We start from the raw sequence: 26,554 nt of genomic DNA, 5'->3' as shown, positions 1-26,554 counted from the left end.
CAGCCTAGTCGGGCGACGGCACTGCTCCTCGGCGGTCGACCCGCGCTCAGCGCGCGTCCACCTCATCGATCTTCTCGGCGCCGAACGCCTCCCGGAGCAGCTGCACCGCCTGCTCCTCGCTGGACTGCCGGGCGGTCCGCTCGTCGATCACGTCGTCCAGCGGCTCGTCGCCGGGGTCGAAGCCCTCGTAGACGGGGGCGGCGGTCGATGCGCGCACACCCGCCGGCCCGTCGTAGTCCGGGTCGTAGGGCGGCTCCCCCGCCCAGTCGGCATCCGCGGTCTTCGGGGCCGCCTGCGCCGCACGCGGTCCCTTCCCCGGCCCACCACCCGCCGCGGCCGCCGCGGCCGCCCGGGCCGCCGCGATCGCGCTGCTCGCCGGCGCGCCGCCGGCCGCACCCGCCGCGGGCTGCGGCGGCGTCGGCGGCGGACCGGCCGGCCTGGGTACGGCGGGAGCCGCCGGCACCGTGCTCGTGGCACCCCCCGGCCGGGCCGGCTCGGGCCAGTCGTCCGCACTGGCGGCGGTCGCGGCACCGCCGGGGCGGGCGGCCTCCGGCCAGTCCTCCTCGGCGCCGCCCGGCCGGGCCGGCTCGGGCCAGTCCTCGTCGTCGCCGCCCGCCTCGGTCGCGCCGCCCGCCCGGGCGCCCGCCTCGCGGGCCGCTCCGGCCGGGGCGGCACCGGCTCCGTTGCGCGCACCGCCCGCCGGGGCATCGCCGGCACTCGGACCGCCGCCGGACGGACCGGCAGCGGTCGAGGCACCCGGACCCGCCGGACCGGTGGACCGAGCCGCCGGACCACCACCCGGACCCGCCGAGCCGCCGGACCGGGTTGCCTGAGCACCGTCGGGCGCCGGTCGGGTGGCGGCGGGGCGCGCCGGGCCACCGAGCGAGGCGGCGCCCCGCTCACCGGCCACCTCGCAGCGGATCTGCCAGCGGCCGCCCAACTCCTCGTAGAGCGCGTCGGTGAGCACCGCGGCATGGTCGGCCATCATCCTGGCCAGCACCGTCGACTTCACCGTCAGCACCAGCGTGTCGCCGTCCAGCTCGCGGACCACCGCATCGCGCATCAGGGCCGCGATCCGCTTGTTGGTCCGGTTGACCTTGCCGACCACCTCGGGCCAGACCCGGCGCACGGCGACGGCGTCCAGCGCGCCGGCCGGGGCGGAGCCGGGCCGCGGCGGCTCGGGGGTGGCCGGGTCGGGCATCACCGCAGCAGTCGGCACCGGACGGCGGGCGGGGCCTCCGGACGCCGGAGCACCCGAGGCCGAGCCGCCGGATGACGGGCCGCCGGCAGCGGGGGCCGCCGGGGTGCCGGCAGCCGGGTCGGTCGCGCCCGGGGCGGTCGCGGACCGGGTACCGGCCGCCGCGGCAGCGGCCCGCGCGGCGGCCACCCCGGACGGGGCGCCGACAGCCGCCGGCGGGCCGGCGGCCTCCGGGTCGGGCGCGGCGGCAGCCGCGGCCGGGGCGGGAGGCTCGGGGCGTACCTCGGGGGCGGGGGCGACCGGCGCGGGGCCGGCGGCGGCCGGCGGCAGCTCGGTGCCACCCAGGGTGAGCCGCCGCTCCATCCGTTCCAGGCGCTGGAGCAGGCCACCGGTGGAGTCGTCCACGCCGGGCAGCAGCATCCGGGCACAGATCAGCTCCAGCACCAGCCGGGGCGCGGTGGTGCCGCGCATCTCGACCAGGCCGTTGTGCACGATGTCGGCGCACCGGGACAGGGTCGCCGGGCCGAGCCGCTGAGCCTGGGCGGCCATCCGCTCGATCTGATCCGACGGGCCGTCGATCAGGCCCTTGGCGGCGGCGTCCGGCACCTGCTGCATGACGATCAGGTCGCGCAGCCGTTCCAGCAGGTCCGAGGCGAACCGGCGCGGGTCGTGGCCGGCCTCCGCGACCCGGTCGACGGTGGCGTACGCGGCGGCGCCGTCGCCGGCGGCGAGCGCGTCGCACATCTCGTCGATCAACGCGGAGTCGGTGACGCCGAGCAGCGCGGCCGCCCGGGCGTAGCTGACCCCCTCGGGGCCGGCGCCCGCGATGAGCTGGTCGAGCACGGAGAGGCTGTCCCGGGCGCTGCCGCCACCGGCGCGCACCACCAGCGGGAAGACCGCCGGCTCGACCGTCACGCCTTCGGCCTCGCAGAGCTGCTCCAGATAGGGCCGCAGCACCTTGGGCGGCATCAGCCGGAACGGGTAGTGGTGGGTCCGCGACTTGATGGTGCCGAGGACCTTCTCCGGCTCGGTCGTGGCGAAGATGAACTTGACGTACTCCGGGGGCTCCTCGACCAGCTTGAGCAGGGCGTTGAAGCCGGCCGACGAGACCATGTGCGCCTCGTCGATGACATAGATCTTGAAGCGGCTGCGGGCCGGGGCGAAGAACGCCTTCTCCCGCAGCTCGCGGGCGTCGTCGACGCCACCGTGGCTGGCCGCGTCGATCTCGATGACGTCGATCGAGCCGGCGCCGTCGTTGGCCAGCGAGCGGCAGGACTCACACTGGCCGCAGGGCTCGGGCGTGGGGCCTTGCTCACAGTTGAGCGAGCGGGCCAGGATCCGGGCGCTGGAGGTCTTGCCGCAGCCTCGGGGGCCGGAGAAGAGGTACGCGTGGTTCAGCCGCCCGCTGCGCAGCGCCTGCGACAGCGGCTCGGTGACGTGCTCCTGGCCGATGATCTCGGCGAACGTACGGGGCCGGTATTTGCGGTAAAGGGCCAATGCCACCCGTCCCGCCTCCTCTCGACCGAGCCATTCTGCGCCGGTCGGGCGCGGGTGACCAACCACCACCCCGTGACCTGACCCGCAGGGACGTTACCGGCACCCGGAGACAGAAAGGCCTCCCGTGCACCCGGCAGAGCCCGCTTATCCTTGCTGCCTTCCGGCCCTGGGGAGGTTCACGAGGTACCGCCGCACGGGAGGTACCACCAAGCGTACCCGACTCCAGGTCGATCTTCAGGGGGTGGTGGGGTGGCCCGCCCGGCGGAGACCTGTATCCTGGCTCGCGGAGGATTCGCCTAGAGGCCTAGGGCGCACGCTTGGAAAGCGTGTTGGGTTCACACCCTCACGAGTTCGAATCTCGTATCCTCCGCTCTCTTGAGCAGGAAAACGACAGGGCCGGCCCCATCAGGGACCGGCCCTCCGTCGTCTCGAGCGCAGGAGGACGCCCGGGACGCCCCGGACGACTTCCCCACCTGATCGCCGTCAGTTGCCTCGGAACACCCCGGGCTTCCAGAGGAACCCGTACGTGCGTACCGACGCCTCGGCCGGCGCGTACCGGTGGTCCCCGGCGAAGCTCGCGCTGAACGTGACCCGTTGGTACGTCGGATACGTGGCCGTCAGCTTGCCGTTCGAATCCACCGTGCCGCAGGTGATCGTCCGGCGAGTGGACCCGTAGGGCTGGGCGTACAGGCAGACCGTGCGGTTGGTGTGGGTGGCGCCGAGCTGGGCGGTCACCGCCGCGCGGCGGCCGGCCGTCGCCTTCGCCGTGACGCTCAGCGCTGTGGCGGCGCGCGAGACCTGCACGGTGACCGACTGGGTCGTTCCCGGGCGCGTGGCGTCGCCGGGGAAGGTCACCGTGTAGGTGTTGGCCGCGCCGACCAGCGGCGTGTCGGAGAAGGAGAACGAGCCGTCTGCGGCAGTGGTGACGTCCGGCAGCGGGTGGCCGCCGGCGAGGTCCTGCTTCGCGACCCGCAGGGTCCACGGCGTCGACCCGTTCGCACCGGCGAACGCCAACTTCCCGTGGACGGTGAGTGGCGCGGCGCGGGTGCTCGTCGTCGGCGCGGACAGCAGGAGCGAGGATCCGGTGGTGCCGAAATCGGTCAGCACCCGCAGGGCCGGGTTCTTCCGGTCCTGATCGGTGGTGACGGCGTAGAGCGTGCGGTTGTCGGCGCCGACGGCGAGGCCCCGCACCTCGAGGTGGTTGCCGCGCGGGAGGTCGTACCGGCGGACCACGGTCCCGTCCGCTCGCTTGACGTGGATCGAATCACTCTCGCTGGCGCCGAGGACGACGAAGGCACCGTTGGGAGACGTCGTCACGGCCGTCGGCCAGGTCCCGGACGGGTACGCGCCCACGGGCGACAGGTCCGCCGTCGAGAACGCCACGTGCTCGGTCGCCACCAAGCGGGAGTTCGACTGTGGGTCCCACAGGTAGGAGCAGCCGAGGATCACCTTGTCGGCCGTCAACGCGGCGTCGTGCAGGCCGGTGCAGGTCTCCCCGGCCAGGGACGCGACATGCGACGGCGTCCCGGACGAGACGTCGTACAGACTCGGCTCGCCCGAGATGGGGAACGAGACGCGGGACTTGTTCACCAGCAGCAGCAGATTCGGGTTGGCCGGGGTGCTCCGGAGCAGCGGCGGGTAGTAGTACTGGCCGTTGAGGGGCAGGTCCAAGGTGACGATCGGCGTCGCCCCGCGTACGTCGATCGACCCCAGCTTGCCCTTCCCGGACTGGCATCCATAGCCGACGTAGATCTTCCCGCCGGCCGGCGCCAACCAGGTGGGACAGGTGCTCGCGCCGGTGCTGTAGCGACGCGTCTCGGTCAGCGTGGTGGTGTCGATCGCGGCGACCGCGCCCGCGTCGGCGAGGGCCACGTAGAGCGTCGAGCCGTCCGGGCTCAGCGCCATGCCGCTGGCGCCCGGCAGGTTCGGGATCGTCCGCTGCGAGCCGCCGGACAGGTCCGTCAACCGCACGCCCGAGCGCTCCCGCCCCTGGCTGAAGAACAGCCGACCGTGCGCCGAGTCGACCACCATCTCCGCGTACGTGTCGATGCCGAGCCCGACCGTGCCGTCGGCGTACGCCGCACCGGAACCGATCGGCGCCACCACGCCGAAAGCGGCGCCCAGCGCCGCGACCATCAGGCGTGCGATCGCTTTGACGCGCACCCGACCTCCCGCCCCCGTGACCAGGATCGGCGCTTTCGTGCCGAGGATTTGGGCACGAGCCTAGTGGGCGGGTCGCTTCGGGAGGAAGACGGCGCGGTCCGCTCGGCCACGGCGGCGGCCGGGGCCGCGGTCGGCGGGCCGGGTGCCGGGGGCGCCGGACGGCCACCGCCGCGCAGCGCCCAGCCGGCGACCAGCATCGCGCCGGCCGCCGCCCCCAGCAGGATCGCCCGGTGGTCGACCAGCACCAGCAGGCCGGCGGCGGCCAGGACGGCAATCGTGCCGGGGCCGAAGGTGAGCGTGTTGACCGTGGCGGCGACCCGGCCGACCAGCGCGCCCGGGGTCTCCCGCTGCACGGCGGTCCAGACGGTGATCAGCACCAGTGGCACCCCGATGCCGACGGCCAGGGTGCCGACGGCCACCGGGACGAGGGCGGGCACGGCGCGCAGCGCCAGACCGGCGGCGAACACCGCGACCGCCGTCGCGGTCAGCCGCCGGTCACCGAGGCGGCGTAGCAGCGCCCCGCCGGCCAGCCCGCCGACCAGCGACCCCACGCCCTGCACCATGGCGAGCACGCCGTTGAACTCCGGCGGTCGGTGCAGGCCGTCGTCCACCACGGCGTACGCGACGGTGCCGTTGATGCCCATCAGCAGCATGGTCGCGCCGGCGCAGGCGACGAGGTGCCGCAGTGGGGCGTGCCGGCGCAGGTGTCGCAGCCCGTCGGCGAGCTGCCGGTCCCAGCGCTCGGGCGGGGGCGGTGGCGCCTCGCGTACCCGGATCAGGGTGAGCGCGAGCGCGGCGAGGGCGAAGGTGGCCACGTCGAGCAGCACCACCGGGTGCCCGCCGTACGCGGCGAACAGGGCCGCGCCGATCAGCGGGGCGAGCAGCTTCATCCCCTCGTTGACGGTCATCCGCAGCCCGTTGAAGTCGCCCAGCAGCTCGTCGGGGACCACCGCGGGCACCAGCGCCGCCTCGGCGGAGTCGATCAGCACGAAGCTGACCCCGTACGCGAGCATCACCACGAAGATCAGCCAGACCCGGGCGGCGGAGTCGACCAGCAGCAGCACCGGCAGCAGCGCCGCCATCGCGACGTGCAGGGCGATCAGCAGGGGCCGGCGACGGAACCGGTCGACCAGCACGCCGATCAGCGGGCCGACCAGGGTGGGCCCCCAGAGGCCGAGGGTGACCAGGCCGGCCAGGCTGCTCGATCCGGTCAGGTCCTTCACCCAGATCGCGGCCACCAGCAGCATCGCCGCCGTGCCGAACCCGGAGACCAGCACGGCGCCCAGATACAGGCCGGCCGGACGGTTACGCAGCACCCCTGCCGTACCCCAGCTCATGCCACCACCTCGCGGCGCTCGGCGCCGGCCTGCGGCACCACCGCCCCGCACCGCCGATTCGCTCGCTGACGCTCACTCATGGCACCTCCCCCGGGCAGCCCGATCCTGGCCGCCCACCACCCCCAAGTCAATGCTTGGGGGCCGGCGCGGCCACCTGATGCGGTTCAATGGCGGCCGTGAGCAGCACCGATCCGCGCCTGCGCGCGCTGGCCCACCCGGTACGACTGCGGATGCTGTCGCTGATGTGGAGCGCGCCGCTCTCCGCCGCGGCGCTCGCCCGGGAACTGGCCATCTCGCACGCCCTGGCCAGCCAGCACCTGCGTCGGCTGGAGGCCGCCGGCCTGGTGGAACTGGCCGACGTCCGCAGCCGGCGCGGCGGCCGGGAGCGCCGCTACCGCGCGGTACGCGGCCCGTGGCTCACCGACCAGCGGGAGGGGCAGGCGCTGCTCGCCGAGTCGCTGGCCCGCAACCTGCTGGACCGGGTGGCACACCGGGCCCCGGACGCGGCCGGCGTGACCATCGACGCCGAACTCTGGGTCGACCCGGAGGAGTGGGAGGCGGCCCGGCGCCGGCTGCACGCGATCATGACCGAACTGCACGACGCGGCCCGCCCTCCGCACGCCCCCGGTACGGTCCGGGTGGGCGCCACGATGATGGCCTTCCCGATGACCGACGCCCCGCCACCCACGGCAGACTGACCACCCGTCGTACACATGTTCCATCCACAGCCTGTGGACGCCGAGAGGATCGGATGAGTTACCAGCTCAGCGCGGTCGTCGCCGATGTCGAGCTGCTCCGCGAGCAGACCGCCGACCTGGACCACGCGGTCCTCGCCGCGCTCCGCCAGGACTTCGCGCTGCTGCCGGTCACCCCGCAGCTCGTGACGGAGCTGACCGGCGAGCTGCCCGACTTCTGCACCGACGAGCCGTCCGCGGCGCAGCCGTTCCAGCTCGTCCTCTCGCCGCTCGTGTCCGACGACAGCTCCAGGTCGCGGCGCGGCGACAGACGCGCCGAGCTGGAGTTGTCGCAGCTGCTGGCGGGGTGGTCGCGGCAGGGACCGGTGGCGTACCTGGAGGCGGAGTTCGCCGGCGGCCTGGGTCACCAGTCGGCGGTGGTCTGGCTGGGCGGCGCGATCAGCTGGGGCCCGTGCTTCGACGGCACCCTCGACGGACCTCGCGCGCAGTGGCCGATCAACGCGGCGCTCGCCCGGCTGGGTGCCGAGCCGGGGCCCTGGATCGATCCGTTCGCCGAGCTGGGCCTGCACCTGGAGCGCGACACGGCCGGCTGGCTGGCGCACGGCCGGCGCGGCCTGTCCGCCGACTACTGGGACGACCTGGCCGAGGAGTGGGAACTGCGGCAATCCGAGCAGCACCAGCAACCTCCGCGCCCCGGTCCCGTTGGGGACTGGGGGAGTGCATGAGACTGCGACAGTTCGGATTCATCGCCGCGTTGATGGCGGCCGCCTCGATCGCCGGCAGCGGCGTCCGTCCACAGGGGCTGGATATGCCCGCCCGCCCCGTCGGGGCCGCCGAGGTGGTCGGGCTCGACGGGCTGCACAACGCGGAGTTCGGCGTCACCGAGCAGGAGCTGACCCGCCGCGGGGTGCTGCGTACCGACGTGGCAGCGTGCGGGCCGACGCTGGCCGGGCACGAGTCGGTCAGCCCGATCTTCGTCGACGACCGCCTGGTGCTGCTCTGGCTCGACGACCCGATGAGCACGCCCGAGGGCATCACCGCCGGCACGCCGGTCAGCGAGGTGCGCGACCGCTACCCGTCGGCGGTCGACCTCACCGCTCCACAGGGGACGCACCGGTTCGACGGGCTGCTCGCCCGCGACGGCGATCGGGCGTACCTCTTCCTCCACGACCGGACCGCCGTCCGGAAGATCATCGCCGGGTACGCGGACTGGGCCCGCCGCCTCTTCGACGAGGGCTACGGCCCCTGCTGACCGGCTGAGACGAACGACTGACAAGTCGGTTGTAGTTGATCGACCATCATGGAATTATCTCCTCGCCCGCGCAGGTCGCGCGGCATTTCACGGGGAGTTGACCATGCGAACAACCCTGCCCGGTTATCGGCGGAAGGGCCTGTCGCGGCTGGCAATGGCCGCCACCGTGACCACCGCCCTGGCGAGCGTCCTGATCGGACCGTCCGCCGCGGCCGCAGCAGCGTCGCCGGCGCCGTCGGCGACACCCACCACGAGTACGGCCCCGGCGCAGGCCGCCGCCGACCCGTCGACGGCGCCCACGGCCACGGCGACGCCCGGCACGAACCTGACATCCAGGCCCACGCCCACGCCCACGGCCGCTCCGGCGAAGGCGTCCACCACCGAGGGCAGCGCCAAGCCCTCGAAGATCGACGGCGGGTCGGGGAGCACCGGCTGCGGCGGCAAGCTCGACTTCGGCAAGGTCCAGCGCTGCACGTCGATCAAGGGCGAGGAGGAGAACCGCTGGACGGTCACCTCGACCGTCGCCCAGGACACCCTCTACGCCCGGCTCAAGAGCGTCTCGGGCGAGGGTGTCGGCGCGCGGGTCACCGACCAGAACGGCGACTTCGTCTGCTTCCTCTCGTTCTATCTGAACGAATGCGCCCTCGGCGCCGCCGGCACCTACACGGTGGCCGTGTCGCTCTTCTACGGGACCGGGGAGGGTGCCTACACGCTCTCCGCCGAGTCCATGCGTACCCCGTCGGAGTGCGACACCCTGCCGGAGAACTTCTTCTCCTTCGCCTCGGCCGGGCGCAGCGGCACGCTGCCGGCCGGCCTGGCCGCCCGCTGCTACAAGTTCAACCAGCCGACCGGCACGGTGCTGCACCTGGCCGACCCGGGCGGCGCCGGTGACGTGCAGGGCCAGATCCTGGACGGGCGGTACCAGCCGATGGGGTGCCCGGTGCGCTACCCCACCGAGTGCACGCTCAGCGAGCCCGGGCCGTACCGGCTCTTCCTCGAGGAGACCTACGGCAACGAGTCCGCGTACACCCTCAAGCTGCCGCGCCTCTCGCACGCGACGGGATGCCCGGCCCTGCCGCTGGCGTCCTTCGGCGACCCCGGCGCGGCTGTGGGCAGCGGAAGCGTGTCGTCCTACCAGGGGGTGTCCTGCCAGGCCCTGACCAGTGCGGCGGCCGGGCCGGTCGTGGTCCGCTTCAACCAGTTCGCGAACCAGCACCTCGACTGGCGGGTGTACGACGCCGACGGCCGGCAGGTCTGCACGGAGTACGAGTCGTGGCGCTCCTGCGCCCTCCCGACGGCGGGCTCCTACACCCTCCTGGCGCAGAACTCGTTCTGGGAGCCGGTGACCTACCAGGTGGCGGTGGCAGCGCTCGATCGCACCGCTGGCTGCGCCGCGGCCACGGGCACCGGGTGGGACCAGCCGACCCTGGTGGTGCACCAGACCTCGGCCGTGCAGACCAACTGCCAGCCGTTCCAGGGCCGGGCCGGCGACCGGATCGTGGTCTACCGCGCCCCGGACCGCTACAACGACCCCTACTCCTGGCTGGTCGACGCGGACGGGACGGTGCTCTGCACCGAGTGGTCGGAGGACGACGGGTGCGCCCTGCCGGCCGACGGCACCTACCGGGTGATCTCGTACCTGGCCAACTGGGACGTGGACAGCTCCGACCTGACGTACCGGATGCAGATGCGGTCGCTGACCGACCCGACCGGCTGCCCGACGGTCACGCCCGGCGCGTACAACGCCGCGCCGACGCTCGGCACCGTCCGCTGCCGGGTCCTCGACCTGCCGGCCGCCGGCACCTACCGGGTGAAGGCTGTCAGTGCCGACAACTACCGGCAGTGGGCGTCCGTCTACGACGCCACCGGTCACAAGGTCTGCACGGACATCTGGTGCCAGGTCCCGGCAGCCGGGAAGTACACGCTGGTCCTCGGCGGGGCGGCCCCCGACACGGTCCTCGACGAGAACCTCCGGTACGCGCTCGCCCTGCTGCCCTGGACCCCGTCGGACTGCCGGCCGGTGTCCGACACCGGCTGGCAGGGCACGCCGGTCGTGGGCATGTTCGCCGCCGCCGGCCAGTTCGACTGCCTCCAGCTCACCAGCCCGGCCGGGTCCCGGGTCGTGGCGCTGCTGCCCGGCGACGCCACCGGTGCCGCCGCTCCGGACATCACCGTCGTCGACTCGACCGGCGCCACCCAGTGCGACTGGTACTCGCTGCGCCAGTACGCCTGCGAGCTGACCGGCCAGGCGCCGTACTTCGCGGTGCTCAACTCCCGCGACGGCGCGCCCACCGGGGCGTACTCGCTGGCCTTCGCCCGGACCGACGGCCCGCCGGCCTGCCCGGTGCTGCCGGCGGACGCGACGGGGGCCACGGTGACCACGGGAGCGGACCGCTACGGAGTCTGCTTCACCATCCCGGCCGACCAGCGGGCCGCGCGGGAGTCGTTCACCTGGAAGCGGACCAGCGGCACCGGTGATGCCCGGATGTCCGTCTTCGACGGGTCCGGCATCCGCTACTGCGGGCCGACCGGCTACGCCGTGGAGCGGACGATCTCCTGCTCGCTCCCGGCCGGCGCGGTGACGGTGATCCTGGAGACGGACGCGGTCGACGCGACGTACCAGCTCACCCACCGGGACGCGAGCCTGCCGGCGGCGTGAGGCGCGGCGGGCCGGCCCTCCCCGGGGCCGGCCCGCCGTACCCGGTCGAAGAAGCGAAAACGCCCGGCTGGTCCAGGAGGACCGCCGGGCGTTTCCGTTGGCGGTGGCGGCGGGATTTGAACCCGCGGAGGGCGTAAACCCTCACACGCTTTCGAGGCGTGCTCCTTAGGCCACTCGGACACACCACCGCCGAGTAGGGTACAGGACCGCCGGTCCGGACGCCGAACCGGTATCCCCGGGCCCGGCCTGGCAGGATCTTTGCCATGAGTACGCACATCGGCGCTGAGCCGGGAGAGATCGCCGAGCGGGTCCTGATGCCGGGCGACCCGCTGCGGGCCAAGTGGATCGCGGAGACCTACCTCGAGGAGGCCCGCTGCTACACGACGGTCCGCGGCATGCTGGGCTTCACCGGCCGCTGGAACGGCGTCGAGGTCTCCGTCCAGGGCTCCGGCATGGGCATGCCCTCGGCCTCCATCTACGCCCATGAACTGATCAACGAGTACGGCGTGAAGACGCTGATCCGGGTCGGCTCCTGCGGTGCCCTCCGCGAGGACCTCCAGTTGCGGGACGTGGTCGCCGCCATCGGCTCGTCCACCGACTCGAACATGAACCGGATGCGCTTCGACGGGCTGATCGACTACGCCCCGGTCGCCGACTTCGGGCTGCTGCGTACCTCGGTCGAGGTGGCCGAGCGGCGCGGCATCACCATGCACGTGGGCCCAATCCTGGCGGCGGACGCGTTCTACACCGACCGCCCGGACCTCTACGACACGCTGGCCGACTACGGCGTGCTGGCGGTGGAGATGGAGTCCGCCGCGCTCTACACGATCGCGGCCCGGTTCAACGCACGCGCGCTGACCATCCTCACCGTGAGCGACCACATCAAGACCGGCGAGAAGACCACCTCCGCCGAGCGCGAGCAGACCTTCAGCCAGATGGTCGAGATCGCCCTCGACACCGCCATCGCCTGACGGTCCGGCATCCTGCGCCGCCCCGCCCGCCGACTCCGGCGGCGGGGCGGCGGCGTTCCAGGTCACAAAAATAAATACGACCGGTCGTGCTTTTTTCGGTACGCTGCCCGCATGACCTCCGACGGCCGGGTCGCCCGCGGCGACCGCACCCGCACCGCCGTGCTGGACACCGCCGTGGCCCTGGCCACCGAGGCCGGCCTCGACGGCCTCTCCCTCGGCCAGCTCGCCGAGACGCTCGGGGTGAGCAAGTCCGGCCTGTTCGCGCACTGGCGCTCCAAGGAGGCCCTCCAGCTCGCCACTGTCGACCGGGCGGTGGTGCAGTGGCAGGAGCGGATCATCGCCCCGGCGCTGCGTGCCCCCCGGGGCGTCCGCCGGATCTGGGCGCTGCACGACGCCCGGATCGACTTCTACGCCGCCCGGGTGCTCCCCGGCGGTTGCTTCTTCGCCACCACGGAGTTCGAGTACAACGCCCGCCCCGGCCCGGTACGGGACCGGATCGCCGAGGCGTTCCGCCGCTGGACCGCCTTCCTCGAACGCCTCGTCCAGGAGGCGGTCGACCTCGGCGAGCTGCCTGCCGACGTCGACGTCCCGCAGCTGGCCTACGAGATCGACGCGCTCGGCATCAGCGCCGTGATGCGGTCCCGGCTGCTGGACCCGGACGCCGCCTACCGGCACGCCCGCCAGGGCCTGCTGGCCCGCCTGCGGGCCCTGTGCCCCGAACCCACCCTGCTACCGGAAGGCCCCTGATGAGCGACCCCACCGCCGCGCCGTACGGCCACGTCGAGCACGTCCCGGTCCACTTCGACGACCTCGACGCCCTCGGCATCCTGCACAACGCCCGGTACGCGGTGCTGCTGGAACGCGCCCTCACCCCGTACTGGGCCGAGCGCGGCGTGTCCTTCCAGGGCGGGCCGCACAGCGCCCCCGACGTGTTCCACGCGGTACGCGAGTTCACCATCACCTACCGGGCCCCGATCAGCGGGACCGGGTCGGTGGCGGTGCACTTCTGGCTCGAACACTTCGGCACCACCAGCGCGCGGTACGCCTTCCAGTTCCGCTCGGTCGACGGCCACACCGTGTACGCCGAGGGCACCCGGGCCATCGTCCGGCTCGACCCGGCGACCATGCGCCCCACCGCGTGGACCGAGGCCGCGCGGACGATCGCCGCGACCCTCCTCCGTCCGGCGCCGGTGTCCGCCTGACGCCGGGGCAGCGGGACAGCGCAGGGCAGCGGACAGCGCGGGGCGGTCAGCGGAAGAAGGCGCGCAGCAGCGCGGCGCTCTCCGCCTCGAGCACCCCGCCGTACACCTCCGGGCGGTGGGTGAGCCGGCGGTCGCGCAGCACGTCCCAGAGCGAGCCGACCGCCCCCGTCTTCGGCTCCCAGGCGCCGAAGACCACCGTCGAGATCCGCGCCAGCGAGATCGCACCCGCGCACATCGTGCACGGCTCCAGCGTCACCACCAGGGTGCAGTCCGCCAGCCGCCAGCGGCCCAGCCGCTCGGCGGCCCGCCGCAGCGCCAGCACCTCGGCGTGCGCGGTCGGATCCCCGCTCAGCTCCCGCTCGTTACGCCCGACGGCCAGTTCGGCGCCGTCCGGGCCGTAGACGACCGCACCGACCGGGACGTCCTCGACCACGGCGTCGGCGCCCGCCGCGGGGCCGCTGTCGGGGCCGGTCACGGCGACCTCCAGGGCCCGGCGCATCCACAGCTCGTGCCGCTGCCGGCGGCCCCCGCCGCCGGGATCGGCCAGCCCCTCGTCCGCGCCTGGGCCGACCCGGCCCAGGCGGCCTGGGGTCGGCTGCCCGGGGCGTACGGTCTCCAGCGCCGGGTCGGTGGCGTCGGCCGGCTCCGCGGCACCGGGCACCACCGGCTCGGGCGGCTCAGACCTCACGCAGCTCCTCGACCTCGTCCGCGCAGCCCAGCACCTGGCAGATCTCGGCGGTGATGTCGGCCGGCATCATCCCCTCGTGGGCGCAGAGCGAGAGCAACTTCTGTGCCGAGATGCCCAGGTCGGCCAGGAGGTCCGCGTCGCCCACCGGGTCCGCCTCCGGGTCCACCGCCGGCTGCTCGTTCTCGTCGTCGCCGCCGGTGGCCGCCCGCGGTTCCTCGGTGTCCTCCAGGCCGGTGACCGAGGTCTTCAGGTCGCCGACCAGCAGGGCACCGAGCCGGGACTCCTCCGCGTACGCCGAGTCGGAGCCGAAGACGCGCAGGTCCTCACCCTCGTCGAGGCGCAGGATGACCAGGTAGGTGTCGTCGGCCTCGACGAAGAGCAGCGACAGGTCGGCGTCCGGCTCGACGTCGCGCAGCCGCTCGGCGACGTCGTCGATGTCGGTGACACCCCGCAGGTTCACCTCGTCGGCGGTCCATCCGCCGTCGACTCGTGCCACGGCAGCAGCGAAGTACGACACGGTCCCCCCAAATTGGCCTCGGCAGCACGCCGACTCGTCACGCGTGCACGTTAACCGGTCGGGTCGGCAGGCGACCGGTCAACGCCCCGAAGGGCCGGCCGTTCCTGGAGAAAGTCGGTCAGCCGGCGATGCGCCGGCGGGTGGCGATGAGCTGACGCAGGTGCTCGGTGCGGACCCGCTGCGGCCGCTCGCGCTGACGTGCCGTTCGGGCACCGGCCAACTCGGCGAGGAGTTGCAGGCGACGGCGGCTCCGGTCGGGGTCGAGCCGCGGCGGGGTGGTCCAGGCCATACCGCGAGGGTGGACCGTCACCACGCGTACGTCAAGCCGGTCTTCGCTGCGCAGCGAACCGTTCACCGCTGGTCACCAGAGCGGCCAGTCCCCGCTCTGCGCCCAGCGGACCGCGACGACGGCCGCCGCGATGCTCCACCCGCCCGCCGTGACGATCGCCACCCCGGCCGCCACCCCGCGGTCGCCGTAGCGGACCAGCACGGCGGCGGCCAGCCAGGCCAGCCCGCCGGCGACCAGGGTCCACCACGCGTAGCTGGGCACGTCGTGGCCGAGCAGGCCGAACAGGAGCAGCCAGGCGAAGGCGGTCACTGCGCCGGCCGAGACGCCGCCGCCGGTGATCGGGTACGGCTCGCGCCAGGTGGGCCGCATCGGCGCCCCGGCGGGGAAGAGCCCCGACGGGGTACGCGCCGGCGGATGGACCGGGCCCGGACCGGGCTGACCGGATACGGCGGGCCACCCGTTCATCGCCTCTGCTCCCTTCACGGTCCGTAGACCTACCGAGGTGCGGTGGCGCGACTCCGCTCGCCCCCGCACGGACGCGCGCCGGGTCTCGCCGTTCGTTCCTACCGTAGTGCTCTGTCAGGATGGCCGGATGCGCTCGCGATCGATCGGACGCCGGCCGGGGCCGGCGTACCCGATCCTGCTGCTGCTCGTACCGGCCCTGGTCGCCGGGTGCGGTCCCGCCGACCGCCCGACGCCGGCCGGCGGGACCGCGTGGCAGAGCCCGAGCGCCACCGCCCCGGCGCAGCCGTCCCCCGGGCTGACCACCCCCACGTCGGCCGCTCCCACGCCTTCCGCCCCGTCGGCCACGCCGACCCGCTCCGACCCGCGGCACGTCTTCCCGGTCCGCGCGGACAACGTCGCGTACCACCCGACCCACTCGACGTACCCGGGGACGGACATCTTCGCCGACTGCGGCGAGCCGGTCGTCGCGGTCACCGACGGCGTGATCCTCGAGGTGAGCCGGGTGGACCGGTTCGACAAGCGGGGTCCGCGCGGGCCGTACAACGGTGGCCTCTCGGTCGCGCTGCTCGGCGACGACGGCGTCCGCTACTACGGCTCACACCTGAGCGCCATCGCCGCCGGCGTCGACCCGGGTGTACGCGTCCGCGCCGGCCAGGCCCTCGGCAAGGTCGGGCGCACCGGCAACGCCAACAACGTGTGCCACCTGCACTTCGGCCTCTCGCCGAAGTGCCAGGGCCACGACGACTGGTGGATCCGGCGGGGCGTGATCTGGCCGGCCCCGTACCTGAACTCGTGGCGGAAGGGGGGCAACCGCGGGCCGGCCGCCGAGGTGGTCGCCTGGCAGCGCAAGCACGGCTGCCCGAAGGCGCCCACCACGACCGACGGTGCCGGGTGACCGACGTCCACTCCCGACACTCCGCGACCCACCCGGCGACCGGCGGCGCGGGCGCGTAGGTTGCAGGGCATGACTGCCCGGGATCCCATCGCCGACCTGCGCCGGATCGCGTTCCTGCTGGAGAGGGCGAACGAGGCCACCTACCGGGTCCGGGCGTTCCGGTCGGCGGCCAAGGCGCTCGGCGCCCTGCCCGCCGGGGAGGTGGCCGAACGCGCGCGCAGCGGCAAGCTCACCGAGCTGAGCGGGGTCGGCGACGTCACCGCCCGCTGCGTGGTCGAGTCGCTGGCCGGCGAGGAACCGGTCTATCTGCGGCGGCTGGTCGCCACCGAGGGGACCGACCTGGACGCGGCCGCCGCCGCGCTGCGGGACGCGCTGCGCGGCGACTGCCACACCCACTCCGACTGGTCCGACGGCGGTTCACCGATCGAGGAGATGGCCCTCGCCGCGGTCGAGCTGGGGCACGAATATCTGGTGCTGACCGACCACTCGCCCCGGCTGACGGTGGCCCGGGGACTCACCGCCGAGCGGCTGCGCCGGCAGCTCGACCACGTGGCCGCGGTGAACGAGGCGCTGCCGAAGGGCTTCCGCATCCTCACCGGCATCGAGGTGGACATCCTCGCGGACGGGTCGCTGGACCAGGACGAGGAGCTGCTGGCCCGCCTCGACGTGGTGGTCGGCTCGGTGCACAGCGGCCTCAACGACGACCGGGCGAAGATGACCCGGCGGATGCTCACCGCCATCGCCAACCCGCACCTGGACATCCTCGGTCACTGCACCGGGCGGATGGTGTCGTCCCGGCCGGCCGGGGTGACCGGGCCGGGCGACCGGGGGCACCGGGCGCGTACCCGCAAGGAGAGCGACTTCGACGCGGACGCCGTCTTCGCGGCCTGCGCGGAGCACGGTGTCGCCGTCGAGATCAACTCCCGGCCGGAGCGGCAGGACCCGCCCAAGCGGCTGATCCGCCGCGCCCTGGAGGCCGGCTGCTGGTTCGCCGTCAACACCGACGCGCACGCCCCCGGCCAGCTCGACTGGCAGCGGTTCGGCTGCGAGCGCGCGGCCCTCTGCGGCGTCCCGCCGAACCGGGTGGTCAACACCTGGAAGGCGGACCGCCTGGTCAAGTGGGCCCACACCCGCCGTTGACGCATCCCCGCATCCGGACGCCACCCGCATCGGCGACCCAGCGGCATCCTCCGTCCCCGCACACCACCACTTCGCCGACCTGCCGGCTCCCGGGGCGGCTCAGCGGCGGCCCCGGGCGCCGGCTCAGCGGTGAGCGGCGGCCTCGGCGGCCGGCGCGGCCGCGGCGCCGACCAGCGAGCGCGACCGGGGCCGGCCCAGCATCCCCTGCGCGACCGCCACACCGAGCAGCACGACCAGCGCACCCACCGGCTGGTGCCAGTTCATCCGCTCGCCGAGCACCAGCGCGCCGACCAGCACCGCGAAGACCGGGATCAGGTACGTGACGGTGGACGCGGTGCTCGCCCCGGCGAGCCGGATGTTGCGCAGGTTGATCACGAAGGCCAGCCCGGTGCCGAGCGCGCCGAGCGCCAGCACGCTGGCGACCACCCGGGCGGACAGGCCGGTCGGCACCGGCAGCGCCCCGGCCACCAGGGGCGCGACCACCGCGAGCTGCGCCGTCGCGACCAGCAGCTGCGCCGCCGACAGCGACACACCGGAGTACGCGCTCCCCGCGATGAACTTCTTCTGGTACGGGATGGCCACGCCGTAGCAGGCCGCCGCCCCGAGGCACATGAGCTGGCCGGTGAAGTGCGACCCGCCCACGCCCTCCCAGACGCCGAGCACCACCAGCACGCCGGCGAAGCCCAACCCCAGCCCGACGGCCCGCCGCACGGTCAGCCGCTCGGTACGGAACACCAGCACCGCCAGCGGCAGCACGATCAGCGGCGTGGTGGCGTTCCAGATGCCGGCGAGCATCGACTCCACCCGCTGCTCGCCGAAGCCGAACAGGGTGAACGGCAGGGCGACGCCGAAGGCGGCGACCACGAACAGATGCGCCCAGACCCGGGGCTCCCGGGGCAGCCGGTCGCGCAGCACGGCCAGCACGACCAGCAGGGTCGCCGCGCCGGTCGCGACCCGGTAGAGGGTGAGGTGCAGCGGGTGCAGCTCGCTCACCCCCACCTTGATGAAGAGGAAGCTGGAACCCCAGATCACGCCGAGCGCGAGGAAACCGGGCAGCCAGCTACGGAGTGCCGCCCGGTCAGGAGTCAAATGCGCTGTCACCCCTGACACTCTGCCGGAGGGGTACGACGAAGTCCCGCGAAAATCGGACCCCGTGTCGACCGTCACGGCAGCCCTCCGGCAACAGCCCCGCCGAACCGTAGTGAACACGGCAAACACCGTCGACAACCGGGTGCCACCGTCACGTAGGGTCGCAGCGTGGGACGAATCGATGACCTCGCCAACCGGTACGTGGCCGACTGGGCCCCGCTGACCCCGACCGGCGCCACCTACGTCGGCATCGCCGGCTACGACGACCAGCTCGACGACCTCACCCCGGAGGGGTACGCGGCCCGCGCCGACCTGGTCCGGCGCACCCTGGCAGATCTCGACGTGACCGAGCCGGACTCGGAGGCCGAGCGGACCGCCAAGGAGGCCATGCAGGAGCGGCTCGGGCTGGAACTCGCCCGCTACGAGGCGGGCGAGAGCAGCAGCGAGATCAACGTGATCGCCAGCGGGCTGCACGAGATCCGCATGGTCTTCGATCTCATGCCGACCGAGGGCGACGATGCCAAGGCCAACATCGCCGCCCGGCTCAACCGCTTCGCCGGCGCGCTCGAGGGTTACAAGCGCACGCTGCGCGAGGCGGCCGCGGCCGGCCACGTCAGCTCGCAGGTGCAGCTGGTCGAGGTCGCCAAGCAGTGCGACGTCTGGACCGACCCGAACGGCGACAACTTCTTCCACGGCCTGGCCGAGCGGCTCGGGGCCGACGGCACGCTCGGCGCCGAGCTGCGCAAGGGTGCCGCCGCGGCGACCGCCGCCACCGCCGAGTTCGGGCAGTTCCTCCGGAACGAACTGGCCCCGCAGGGCCGGCAGAAGCAGGCCGCCGGGCGGGAACGGTACGAGCTGGCCTCGCAGTACTTCCTCGGCGCCAAGGTCGACCTCGACGAGACGTACGCCTGGGGCTTCGCGGAGCTGGCCCGCCTGGAGTCCGAGATGCGGGCGGTGGCCGCCCGGATCGTCGGCCCGGGGGCGACCATCGACGACGCGGTGCAGGCGCTGGACTCAGACCCGGCGCGGACCATCAAGGGCAAGGAGGCCTTCCGGGACTGGATGCAGGCACTCGCCGACAAGGCGATCAGCGAGCTGCACGGCACCCATTTCGACATCCCCGAGCAGGTCCGCCGGATCGAGTGCTGCCTCGCCCCGACCAGCGACGGCGCCATCTACTACACCGGCCCGAGCGAGGACTTCTCCCGCCCTGGCCGCATGTGGTGGGCGGTGCCGCAGGGCATCACCGACTTCTCCACCTGGCGCGAGGTGACCACCGTCTTCCACGAGGGCGTGCCGGGCCACCACCTGCAGGTCGCCCAGACCGCCGTCCGCGCCGACCTGCTCAACCGCTGGCAGCGGCTGCTCTGCTGGGTCTCCGGGCACGGTGAGGGCTGGGCGCTCTACTCGGAGCGGCTGATGGACGAGCTGGGCTACCTGGAGGACCCGGGCGACAAGCTCGGCATGCTCGACGGGCAGGCGTTCCGCGCGGCCCGGGTGATCGTCGACATCGGCATGCACCTGGAACTGGAGATCCCGCGGGACAATCCGTTCGGCTTCCACCCGGGCGAGCGCTGGACCCCGGAGCTGGGCTGGGAGTTCATGCGGGCGCACTGCCGGGTGCCGGACGAGAACCTGCGCTTCGAGCTCAACCGCTACCTGGGCTGGCCGGGGCAGGCCCCGTCGTACAAGGTGGGCGAGCGGATCTGGCTCCAGGCCCGGGAGGAGGCGAAGGCCCGTAAGGGCGCCGACTTCGATCTCAAGGAGTTCCACCGGCAGGCGCTCGACCTGGGCGCGCTGGGGCTCGACCCGCTGCGCCGGGCGCTGGCCCGGCTCTGAGTGGACCGACGGCCGGGTGTCGGATGGGTTTCCTCCGGCGCCCGGCCGCTTCGCGTACTCGGCGGGCTCAGGCCAGGTCGAGCTTGAGGGTCGGCTTGGCGGTGAGCACGTTGCTGTCCACGAACGCCAGGTCGATCACCGGGTCGGTGAAGGTGATCGGCACCGGCGAGGTGATCGGGAGGCCGTCCGGGAGCGGCAGGTCCGGGGTGAGGGTGACCCGGATGCCGAGGAGCCGCCCGGAGAACCGGGTGGCGTAGAAGGCGACGTCACCCTCCACGGTCAGCCGGTCGGTGACGTACCGCAAGGTCTTGCCGGACGGCCCGTCGGCCTGGAGGACGAAGTCGTCCGTCACGCCCTTGTCCATGGTGAACTTCAGCGCCTTGAGCGTGCCGTCGTGGGTGGGCAGGTCGACGATCCCCTCGAAGCGCAGCCCGGTCATGGTCACCTGGGAGCCGGTGAGCTTGGACGGTTTGGCGGCGACGCGGGGCTGCCCCGGCTCGGCGGCGATTCGGGGCATCAGCTTGCCGGTCTCGACCGGCTTCGGCTTGGTCGGTGCCGGGCTGGCACACGGATCGGCGTCCGGCCTGGTGGGCGCGGCGGGCTTGGCCGAGGGGCTGCTGCTCGGCGTCGGCGCCGCGCTGGTGGTGCTCTCGGTGGGGGTGGGGCCGGTCGTGGTCTCGGTCGGCAGCGGCTCGGCGGCGGCCGCCGTGCTGGCCGGCTGCGGCGCGGGCAGGGGTTCCGTCCCGGCGGCACCGGGGTCCCCGCCGGTGAGGAGGCCGGTGATGCCGTCGATGATGTTGGTCAGCGGGTTGCCGTCCGACCTCTTCTTCGCCGCCAGGGGGCTCGGGCTGGCCGAGGCGGACGCGGAGGCCGTCGGGCTCGGCGCCGGCGAGCTGACGGTCGGGCAGGCGGCCGGCGCGGCCACCGCCGGCTGCTCGCCGCGGAGCGCGAGCAGGCCGACCGTGGAGACGGTGGCGAGCACCAGCAGGATTCCGTACAGCTTCGGGTCGCGGTGGCCGGAGCCGGGCGGCGGCCCCGCCGGGTCGACCACCGGCAGCACCCGATCCGCGCCCGCCCCGGCCTCCGGCTCCGCCGTGGTCGACTCGCGCAACGGGTTGTACGGCTGCGGAAGCGTGTCGGTGAGCGGCCCGGTGGTCTCCTCCTCCCGCTGCCGGGGCAGCAGCTCGTCAAGGAGGGCCCGCTCGTCCTCCACGTCGTCGGCGTCCTGCGGCTCGTCGTCTGCGGCCGGTCCGGGCTGCTCGGTGCCGGCCGCCGGGCGGCCGGGCACCCAGGCGAAGCCGAGCGCGGCACCCGAGATGCCGAGCAGCATGCCGAGGAAGAAGCCGCCGAGGTTGACCCCGATCAGCGAATAGACCGCCGTCACCGCCGCGACGACCGAGTAGAAGATCCGCTGCTGCGGGGTGAACCACATGAGCAGACCGCAGACCACCAGGATGGTGGGGATCAGCCAGGCGAGGAAGCCGGTCGGCCCCATCTTCAGCGTGAGGCCGGCCAGGTTCGCCTGGGTGGTGCCGAAGATCTCCGCTCCGGCGAGCACGGTGAACAGGCCGCCCCAGAAGGGCCGGCTCCGCCGCCAGCGCCGGAAGCTGCGCCAGGCCCGGGTGACCCGGCCGGGTCGGGCGTGCTGCGCGTCCGCGGTCGTCACGTACTCCTCCTACGAACGGTGCGGTGATACGAGGGGGTTGCCGAACATGACGGGAGGTCCGCGGAGGGCGCCCTCCGCGGACCTCCCGGTCCGATCAGGAGAAGCACTCCTTGCCAGCGGCGTCGCCGAACGCGTGCACCTTCAGCTTCAGGCCGGTCAGCTTGAAGGTGCCGGCCGTGGTGTAGCGGGCGACCTGCTGCAGCCCGTTGATGGTCACGTGCTCCGAACTCTGGCCGAACGAACCCGCCTGGGCGGCCGCGCTCAGGTCGGTGGCGTCCTGACCGATCTTGATCTTGGTGAACGTCGCATCGCCCGCGAGCGAGTCCATCGCGATCAGCATGCCGTCCGCAGTAGCGGGCTGCCTGCCACCGCCGGCCTCGATCCGGAGCACGACGGGCAGACCAGGCACGCTCGCGTTGACCGACTGGCAGAGGTTGTACAGATCCGCGTGGCCGATCTCGGAGATCGCGACCGGCTGCGGCACGGGGTTGCCCTTCTCGTACACGACGCCGCCGTACTGCTTGAAGCCGTCGCCTTCGAGCCGGGTCGCGCCAACCTTGAACGCGGTGCCGGACACGGTGATGTTGGCGGCGATGGCACCGTTGGCCATGCCGAAGACGATGCCGCCGGCGACGGCCGCGGCCGGGACCGCCATCGCGGCGAAGCGACGCCAGCGGGTGCCGCCGCGCAACTGGCGGTCTTCCGAATCCTTCACGGGGCCCTCCTCGAAGGGGATGACGTCACCGATCGCGGGACGCGACTCGGGACAAGGGAAAGCGTGGGGCGCTCGCGGGTGCCGTTGTGCCGACGGACGCGCGGTTACGCGGATGGATGCTCTCGCGAAGCGACAGAGCTCACAAGCACCTAGCTACTGATCGGTAACAGGGCGGCAGTATCAAGATCGCCTGTGGTTACCGGCGGTTAACATTCGGATGGCAATAAGCCGCGGGCAAACCATCGCGATTACGACACGACGGCAGCGAGGTCTCACCTGTGGTAGCGACCACTGGTCTTCGTCACAGTTCGGTAACGGACGGCTGGCAAACCGCTGAGGATGACAGGCCCATCACCCGTCCGGCGGGCGCCGACGGACCGTCCGGCGCACGGTCAGCTCCGCCCGTTCAGCCATGACTCCAACAGATGGTGGTCGATTGAGTCGATTCGGCCCAGCGGACGCCCCTGCGCCACTCGCGCCCGCAGTTCCTCCCGGCTGAACCAGCGGGCCGCCACCAACTCCTCGCCGTCGACCCGGACGTCGGTCGAGGCCGCCGTGGCCCGGAACCCGACCATCAGCCCCGCAGGGAACGGCCAGGCCTGCGACCCCTGGTAGGCCACGTCGACCACGCTCACCCCGGCCTCCTCGGCCAGTTCCCGGCGGACCGCGTCCTCCAGGCTCTCGCCGATCTCCACGAAGCCGGCCAGAGTCGACCAGGAGTCCTCCGCGGCGCCGCGGTGCCGGGCCAGCAGGCACCGATCGGGGTCGCCGGGCGCCTCCACCAGCACGATGACCGCCGGTTCGATCCGCGGAAAGAGCAGCCGACCACAGTCGGGGCCGGTGCAGGTGCGGACGTGCCCGCCGTCCCGGGCCGCAGCCGTCGCCCCGCAACCCCCGCAGTACCGCTGGCCCCGGTGCCAGTGCAGCAGCCCCTTGGCGTACGCCTGCACGGCCGCCTCGGCCAGCGTCAGGCCGCCCACCAGGGCCCGTACGTCCACCGTCTCGGCCGCCCCGGCCAGCTCCAGCGCCTCCGGCTCCGTCCGGCCGGAGAGGTCCACGGCGAAGACCGCCCGCCCCTCGTCCAGCCCGAGAAAGACCGTCTCGTCGGCGGCGGCGCACAGCCTTGCGGCGTCGACGGCGGCGCGCCGCACCAGCACCCGATCCGCCGAGACCAGGCAGCGGTCCCGCCAGAACGGCAACAGCACGCTCTCCCGGTCGGCCAGCCGCGCGTCGATCCACTCCGGGTCGGCCCGCAGCGCCCCCGCCCGATCCAGCCACCCGCCGCCGTACGCCAGAGCCTGCTCATCGGTCCGCACCCGCCCACCGTCCCACGGCCCGCCCCGGCATGGCACGCCGGGTGGGCGTGACCGCCGTGACACGCTTCCCCCGCGCCCCGCGACGGCGGACTCCCGACCGGCTCGGGCGTTGGTTACCGTAGGTGTCTTCCGGGTGGGGGAAGCGGCCCCCACGTGGTTTTCGTGATCGAGGTTCCTGTGACGCTGTACGGCGAAAAACTGCCGCCCGCCGACGACCGGCCAACCGTGCGGGTCACCGCGGTGAACTGGCCGGACGACGGGTCGGAACCCACTGTCGCGCCGACACCCGAGCCGCCTGGGGGCCGCCTGCGGTCCCGTCGGGGACGGCTGCTGCTGGCCGGCGGGATCATCGCGGCCGTGCTCGCCGCCGGCACCGGTCTCGGCGCCTACGCGTACGCCGGGGACGTGCCCCGGGGCACCACGGTCCTCGGCGCCGAGTTGGGTGGCCGGAGCCGCGCCGAGGCGGTCCGGGCGCTGCGGGCCGAGCTGGACCGCCGGTCGGCGGCACTGAACGCCCCGATCACCGTCACGATCGGCGAGAAGAGCGTCGAGGTGAAGCCGGCCGACGTCGGGCTCGCGATCGACGTGGACGCCACCGTGGCGGCGGCGGCCGCCGCCGAGGCGCACCCGGTGAGCCGGCTCGTCGGTTCCCGTACGGTCGACCCGGTGGTCACCGTCGACGCCGCCCGACTGGACGCCACGCTGCAGAAGGCGAAGGGGGACCAGGGCCGGGAGATGACCATGCCGGCCATCATCTTCACCGGCACCACCCCGAAGCCCGTCTACCCGAAGCCGGCGCTCACGGTGGACTCGGCCGGCGCGGCCGACGTGGTGAAGGCGGGCTGGCTCGCCGGCAAGCCGGTGACCGTGCCGCTGGTCGAGAAGTGGCCGGCGACCACCCGCGAGGAGGTCGACCGGCTCGTCGCCGAGCTGGCCAAGCCCGCGGTTGCCGCCCCCGTCACGCTCACCACCGGCCGGGGCTCGGTCACCATCCCGCCCGCCGCCATCGCCAGCGGCCTGCGCTTCTCGGCCGACGACGCGGGCAAGCTGACCCCGCGGGTGGACGTCAAGCGGCTGCGTGCCGCCCTCGGCGACCGGCTGGCGAAGATCGAGGTCGAGCCGAAGGACGCCGGCCTGACCATCAGCGGCGGCAAGCCGAAGGTGATACCCGGCCGGTCCGGGCAGCAGGTCGACTCGGCCACGCTCGGCCGGGAGCTGCTCGCCGTCCTACCGAAGGCCGACGGCCGTACGGTGACCGCCGAGCTGAAGCCCGCCGAGCCGGAGCTGACCGAGGCGAAGCTCGCCGAGCTGGGCATCAAGGAGCGGGTCTCCACCTTCACCACCCGGTTCCCCGGCGGCCTCTCCTCGCCGCGCAGCCAGAACATCGTCCAGGCGGCCAAGGACGTCGACGGCACGATCGTGAAGCCGGGCGAGACGTTCTCGCTCAACGGCCACACCGGCGAGCGCGGCTACGACCAGGGCTACCAGGACGCGCCGACCATCGTGAACGGCAAGCTGGTGCCGGGCGTCGGCGGCGGCGTATCGCAGTTCACCACGACCCTGTTCAACGCGACCTACTACGCCGGCCTGGAGGACGTCGAGCACAAGCCGCACTCGTTCTACTTCAGCCGGTACCCGGCGGTGATCGAGTCGACCATCTACTGGCCGCAGCTGGACTTCAAGTTCCGCAACAACACCCAGTACGGCGTCCTCATCGACACGTCCTACACCGCCAGCACGATCACCGTGTCGATCTGGAGCACCAAGATCTACGACAGCGTCACCACCGAGTACGGCCCCCGCCGCGACATCACCCAGCCTAAGACGGTCTACCTGGACCCCGGCCCCAAGTGCATCGCCGCCGCGGGCAGCGTGGGCTTCGCCCAGGACGCGTACCGGGTCATCAAGAAGGACGGCAAGGTCATCAAGCGGGAGAAGTTCAGCTGGCGCTACGACCCCGAGCCACGCTTCATCTGCGCCCCGAAGCCGGCCGACTGACGTCCGTCGAGGTCAGGCACGAGAATGCCCCGCCGGCTCGGTCGCCGGCGGGGCATTTCTGTTGAGTACGCGTCAGGGCCGTGCCTCGGCCAACCCCTGCCGTACGCCGTCCGCGTCCCGGTCGGTCCCGTAGACGGGGGAGCCGGGCTGCTGCCGCCAGCTCTCGTCGAGCGAGCCGGCATCGACCGGCTCGAAGCCCAACTCGTCGACCAGTTGCATGACCAGCCGCTTGGCGTCCGGGTCGTCCCCGGCCACCGGCAGGCCGATCCGGTCCGGTGAGCCGGCCGGCCGCCCGTTGTCCATCAGGTGCGCGGCCTGGATGTTGTTGAAGACCTTCACCACCCGGGCGCCCTTGAGGTGCTCGGCGGTCCACCGGCTGGAGCTGAGGCTCCGGTCGAGCAGCTCCGCGATGTCACCGTCCCGCTGGGGGTAGTAGTTGTTCGCGTCGGCGACCAGGGCACCGTCGAAGAGCTCCGCCGGCAGGTCCGGTACGACCTTGACCGGCACGGCAATGACGACGAGGTCCGCCCCCTGCACGGTCTCCTCCAGCGTGCCCGCCATGGCACCGGTCTCCGTCGCCAGGTCGGTCAGGCTCTGCGGCCCACGCGAATTGGTCACGACCACGTCGTGCCCCAGTGTCCGTAGGCGACGGGTGAGGGTGCCACCGATGTGGCCCGAGCCGACGATTCCGATCCGCATGACCACTCCTGCCCCTTCGCCAGCGTCCGGCGGTCAGTTTCCGGTCCCGTCCCGACGGTACGAGACCCGACCGCTGGTACGCGCGGATTCACCGAAGCTGTGTCGTGGCGAGCAGCGCCGGAAACGCAGTCAGGGTCACCCGATTTTCGGGTGACCCTGACTGGAAAGTTTGTCCGGCGGTGTCCTACTCTCCCACACCCTCCCGAGTGCAGTACCATCGGCGCTGGAGGGCTTAGCTTCCGGGTTCGGAATGTTACCGGGCGT

General features: G+C 73.2%; 23 protein-coding genes, 2 tRNA genes, 1 rRNA gene and 1 other RNA gene. 12 read left to right on the top strand and 15 right to left on the bottom strand.

Annotation, left to right across the window (positions count from 1 at the left end; all coding sequences use genetic code 11):
* Nucleotides 1-46 precede the first annotated feature (46 nt).
* Together ACGF4F_RS16255 and ffs are read right to left on the bottom strand one after the other, a co-directional pair.
* Nucleotides 47-2,701 (bottom strand): DNA polymerase III subunit gamma and tau, encoded by a 2,655-nt coding sequence (locus tag ACGF4F_RS16255; protein ID WP_357439334.1) that lies wholly within the window; start codon nucleotides 2,699-2,701, stop codon nucleotides 47-49.
* Nucleotides 2,702-2,808: 107 nt separating this feature from the next.
* An RNA gene (ffs, locus tag ACGF4F_RS16250) (signal recognition particle sRNA small type) lies at nucleotides 2,809-2,898 on the bottom strand.
* A gap of 82 nt (nucleotides 2,899-2,980) precedes the next feature.
* On the opposite strand from ffs, the gene ACGF4F_RS16245 reads away from it, so the two are divergent.
* Nucleotides 2,981-3,065, top strand: a tRNA-Ser gene (locus tag ACGF4F_RS16245).
* 113 nt (nucleotides 3,066-3,178) lie between these two features.
* Here ACGF4F_RS16245 and ACGF4F_RS16240 read toward each other — a convergent pair.
* The gene (locus ACGF4F_RS16240) at nucleotides 3,179-4,858 is read right to left on the bottom strand and encodes a hypothetical protein (protein ID WP_357439331.1); all 1,680 of its coding nucleotides are present in this window, start codon (nucleotides 4,856-4,858) and stop codon (nucleotides 3,179-3,181) included.
* Nucleotides 4,831-6,195, bottom strand: coding sequence for an MFS transporter (locus ACGF4F_RS16235; RefSeq protein WP_357439329.1), 1,365 nt, complete (start codon nucleotides 6,193-6,195; stop codon nucleotides 4,831-4,833). Before ACGF4F_RS16235 ends, ACGF4F_RS16240 begins: the two co-directional genes overlap by 28 nt.
* Nucleotides 6,196-6,371: 176 nt before the next feature.
* Between ACGF4F_RS16235 and ACGF4F_RS16230 the strand changes: the two genes are divergently transcribed.
* The 4 genes from ACGF4F_RS16230 to ACGF4F_RS16215 all read left to right on the top strand — a co-directional run bounded on the left by ACGF4F_RS16230 (nucleotide 6,372) and on the right by ACGF4F_RS16215 (nucleotide 10,801).
* Nucleotides 6,372-6,893 (top strand): winged helix-turn-helix domain-containing protein, encoded by a 522-nt coding sequence (locus ACGF4F_RS16230; protein WP_357439327.1) that lies wholly within the window; start codon nucleotides 6,372-6,374, stop codon nucleotides 6,891-6,893.
* Nucleotides 6,894-6,946: 53 nt separating this feature from the next.
* Nucleotides 6,947-7,615 (top strand): hypothetical protein, encoded by a 669-nt coding sequence (locus ACGF4F_RS16225; protein WP_357439324.1) that lies wholly within the window; start codon nucleotides 6,947-6,949, stop codon nucleotides 7,613-7,615.
* 32 nt (nucleotides 7,616-7,647) lie between these two features.
* The gene (locus tag ACGF4F_RS16220; RefSeq protein WP_393078431.1) at nucleotides 7,648-8,142 is read left to right on the top strand and encodes a hypothetical protein; all 495 of its coding nucleotides are present in this window, start codon (nucleotides 7,648-7,650) and stop codon (nucleotides 8,140-8,142) included.
* Nucleotides 8,143-8,245: 103 nt separating this feature from the next.
* Nucleotides 8,246-10,801, top strand: coding sequence for a hypothetical protein (locus ACGF4F_RS16215; RefSeq protein WP_357439321.1), 2,556 nt, complete (start codon nucleotides 8,246-8,248; stop codon nucleotides 10,799-10,801).
* A 98-nt stretch (nucleotides 10,802-10,899) separates the two neighbouring features.
* On the opposite strand, the gene ACGF4F_RS16210 is transcribed toward ACGF4F_RS16215, so the two are convergent.
* Nucleotides 10,900-10,989, bottom strand: a tRNA-Ser gene (locus ACGF4F_RS16210).
* A 75-nt stretch (nucleotides 10,990-11,064) separates the two neighbouring features.
* On the opposite strand from ACGF4F_RS16210, the gene deoD reads away from it, so the two are divergent.
* From deoD to ACGF4F_RS16195, 3 genes are all read left to right on the top strand, one after another.
* Complete coding sequence (deoD, locus tag ACGF4F_RS16205; protein ID WP_357439319.1) at nucleotides 11,065-11,772, top strand: purine-nucleoside phosphorylase; 708 nt, start codon at nucleotides 11,065-11,067, stop codon at nucleotides 11,770-11,772.
* A 111-nt stretch (nucleotides 11,773-11,883) separates the two neighbouring features.
* A complete protein-coding gene (locus tag ACGF4F_RS16200; RefSeq protein ID WP_357439317.1) occupies nucleotides 11,884-12,519 on the top strand; it encodes a TetR/AcrR family transcriptional regulator in 636 nt (211 codons plus the stop codon).
* The gene (locus ACGF4F_RS16195) at nucleotides 12,519-12,974 is read left to right on the top strand and encodes a hotdog domain-containing protein (protein ID WP_357439314.1); all 456 of its coding nucleotides are present in this window, start codon (nucleotides 12,519-12,521) and stop codon (nucleotides 12,972-12,974) included. Before ACGF4F_RS16200 ends, ACGF4F_RS16195 begins: the two co-directional genes overlap by 1 nt.
* Before the next feature lie 46 nt (nucleotides 12,975-13,020).
* Here ACGF4F_RS16195 and ACGF4F_RS16190 read toward each other — a convergent pair whose 3' ends face one another.
* The 4 genes from ACGF4F_RS16190 to ACGF4F_RS16175 all read right to left on the bottom strand — a co-directional run bounded on the left by ACGF4F_RS16190 (nucleotide 13,021) and on the right by ACGF4F_RS16175 (nucleotide 14,837).
* Nucleotides 13,021-13,473, bottom strand: coding sequence for a nucleoside deaminase (locus tag ACGF4F_RS16190; protein ID WP_357439718.1), 453 nt, complete (start codon nucleotides 13,471-13,473; stop codon nucleotides 13,021-13,023).
* Nucleotides 13,474-13,651: 178 nt separating this feature from the next.
* Nucleotides 13,652-14,179 carry a tRNA adenosine deaminase-associated protein gene (locus ACGF4F_RS16185; protein WP_357439312.1) on the bottom strand — a complete coding sequence of 176 codons (528 nt, stop codon included), beginning with the start codon at nucleotides 14,177-14,179 and terminating at the stop codon, nucleotides 13,652-13,654.
* Nucleotides 14,180-14,297: 118 nt separating this feature from the next.
* On the bottom strand, nucleotides 14,298-14,468 hold the full coding sequence (locus tag ACGF4F_RS16180; RefSeq protein ID WP_357439310.1) for a hypothetical protein: 171 nt from the start codon (nucleotides 14,466-14,468) through the stop codon (nucleotides 14,298-14,300).
* Between the two features lie 72 nt (nucleotides 14,469-14,540).
* Nucleotides 14,541-14,837 (bottom strand): hypothetical protein, encoded by a 297-nt coding sequence (locus ACGF4F_RS16175; RefSeq protein ID WP_357439716.1) that lies wholly within the window; start codon nucleotides 14,835-14,837, stop codon nucleotides 14,541-14,543.
* Nucleotides 14,838-15,060: 223 nt separating this feature from the next.
* Between ACGF4F_RS16175 and ACGF4F_RS16170 the strand changes: the two genes are divergently transcribed.
* Nucleotides 15,061-15,828, top strand: a complete 768-nt coding sequence (locus ACGF4F_RS16170) for a peptidoglycan DD-metalloendopeptidase family protein (RefSeq protein WP_357439308.1) — start codon at nucleotides 15,061-15,063, stop codon at nucleotides 15,826-15,828.
* A gap of 69 nt (nucleotides 15,829-15,897) precedes the next feature.
* Nucleotides 15,898-16,968, top strand: coding sequence for a PHP domain-containing protein (locus tag ACGF4F_RS16165; RefSeq protein WP_357439305.1), 1,071 nt, complete (start codon nucleotides 15,898-15,900; stop codon nucleotides 16,966-16,968).
* A gap of 123 nt (nucleotides 16,969-17,091) precedes the next feature.
* Here the strand turns inward: ACGF4F_RS16165 and ACGF4F_RS16160 are convergent, their stop codons facing one another.
* Nucleotides 17,092-18,069, bottom strand: a complete 978-nt coding sequence (locus ACGF4F_RS16160; protein WP_357439303.1) for a DMT family transporter — start codon at nucleotides 18,067-18,069, stop codon at nucleotides 17,092-17,094.
* Between the two features lie 156 nt (nucleotides 18,070-18,225).
* On the opposite strand from ACGF4F_RS16160, the gene ACGF4F_RS16155 reads away from it, so the two are divergent.
* Nucleotides 18,226-19,896, top strand: a complete 1,671-nt coding sequence (locus ACGF4F_RS16155) for a DUF885 domain-containing protein (protein ID WP_357439300.1) — start codon at nucleotides 18,226-18,228, stop codon at nucleotides 19,894-19,896.
* A gap of 67 nt (nucleotides 19,897-19,963) precedes the next feature.
* Here the strand turns inward: ACGF4F_RS16155 and ACGF4F_RS16150 are convergent, their stop codons facing one another.
* The 3 genes from ACGF4F_RS16150 to nudC all read right to left on the bottom strand — a co-directional run bounded on the left by ACGF4F_RS16150 (nucleotide 19,964) and on the right by nudC (nucleotide 23,593).
* A complete protein-coding gene (locus ACGF4F_RS16150) occupies nucleotides 19,964-21,562 on the bottom strand; it encodes a DUF6114 domain-containing protein (RefSeq protein ID WP_357439297.1) in 1,599 nt (532 codons plus the stop codon).
* Nucleotides 21,563-21,656: 94 nt separating this feature from the next.
* Nucleotides 21,657-22,217 (bottom strand): DUF6230 family protein, encoded by a 561-nt coding sequence (locus tag ACGF4F_RS16145; RefSeq protein WP_198940655.1) that lies wholly within the window; start codon nucleotides 22,215-22,217, stop codon nucleotides 21,657-21,659.
* Nucleotides 22,218-22,669: 452 nt separating this feature from the next.
* The gene (nudC, locus tag ACGF4F_RS16140; protein ID WP_357439295.1) at nucleotides 22,670-23,593 is read right to left on the bottom strand and encodes an NAD(+) diphosphatase; all 924 of its coding nucleotides are present in this window, start codon (nucleotides 23,591-23,593) and stop codon (nucleotides 22,670-22,672) included.
* Nucleotides 23,594-23,770: 177 nt separating this feature from the next.
* On the opposite strand from nudC, the gene ACGF4F_RS16135 reads away from it, so the two are divergent.
* On the top strand, nucleotides 23,771-25,591 hold the full coding sequence (locus ACGF4F_RS16135) for a VanW family protein (protein WP_357439713.1): 1,821 nt from the start codon (nucleotides 23,771-23,773) through the stop codon (nucleotides 25,589-25,591).
* A 72-nt stretch (nucleotides 25,592-25,663) separates the two neighbouring features.
* On the opposite strand, the gene ACGF4F_RS16130 is transcribed toward ACGF4F_RS16135, so the two are convergent.
* Nucleotides 25,664-26,290, bottom strand: a complete 627-nt coding sequence (locus ACGF4F_RS16130; protein WP_357439292.1) for an NADPH-dependent F420 reductase — start codon at nucleotides 26,288-26,290, stop codon at nucleotides 25,664-25,666.
* Between the two features lie 171 nt (nucleotides 26,291-26,461).
* A 5S ribosomal RNA gene (gene rrf, locus ACGF4F_RS16125) occupies nucleotides 26,462-26,554 on the bottom strand; the annotation flags it as partial.

The sequence above is a fragment of the Micromonospora sp. NPDC047740 genome (assembly GCF_043204735.1).
GTDB lineage: Bacteria > Actinomycetota > Actinomycetes > Mycobacteriales > Micromonosporaceae > Micromonospora.
Note: the sequence above shows the minus strand (reverse complement) of the source record. Positions and strands in the feature narration are given on the sequence as shown.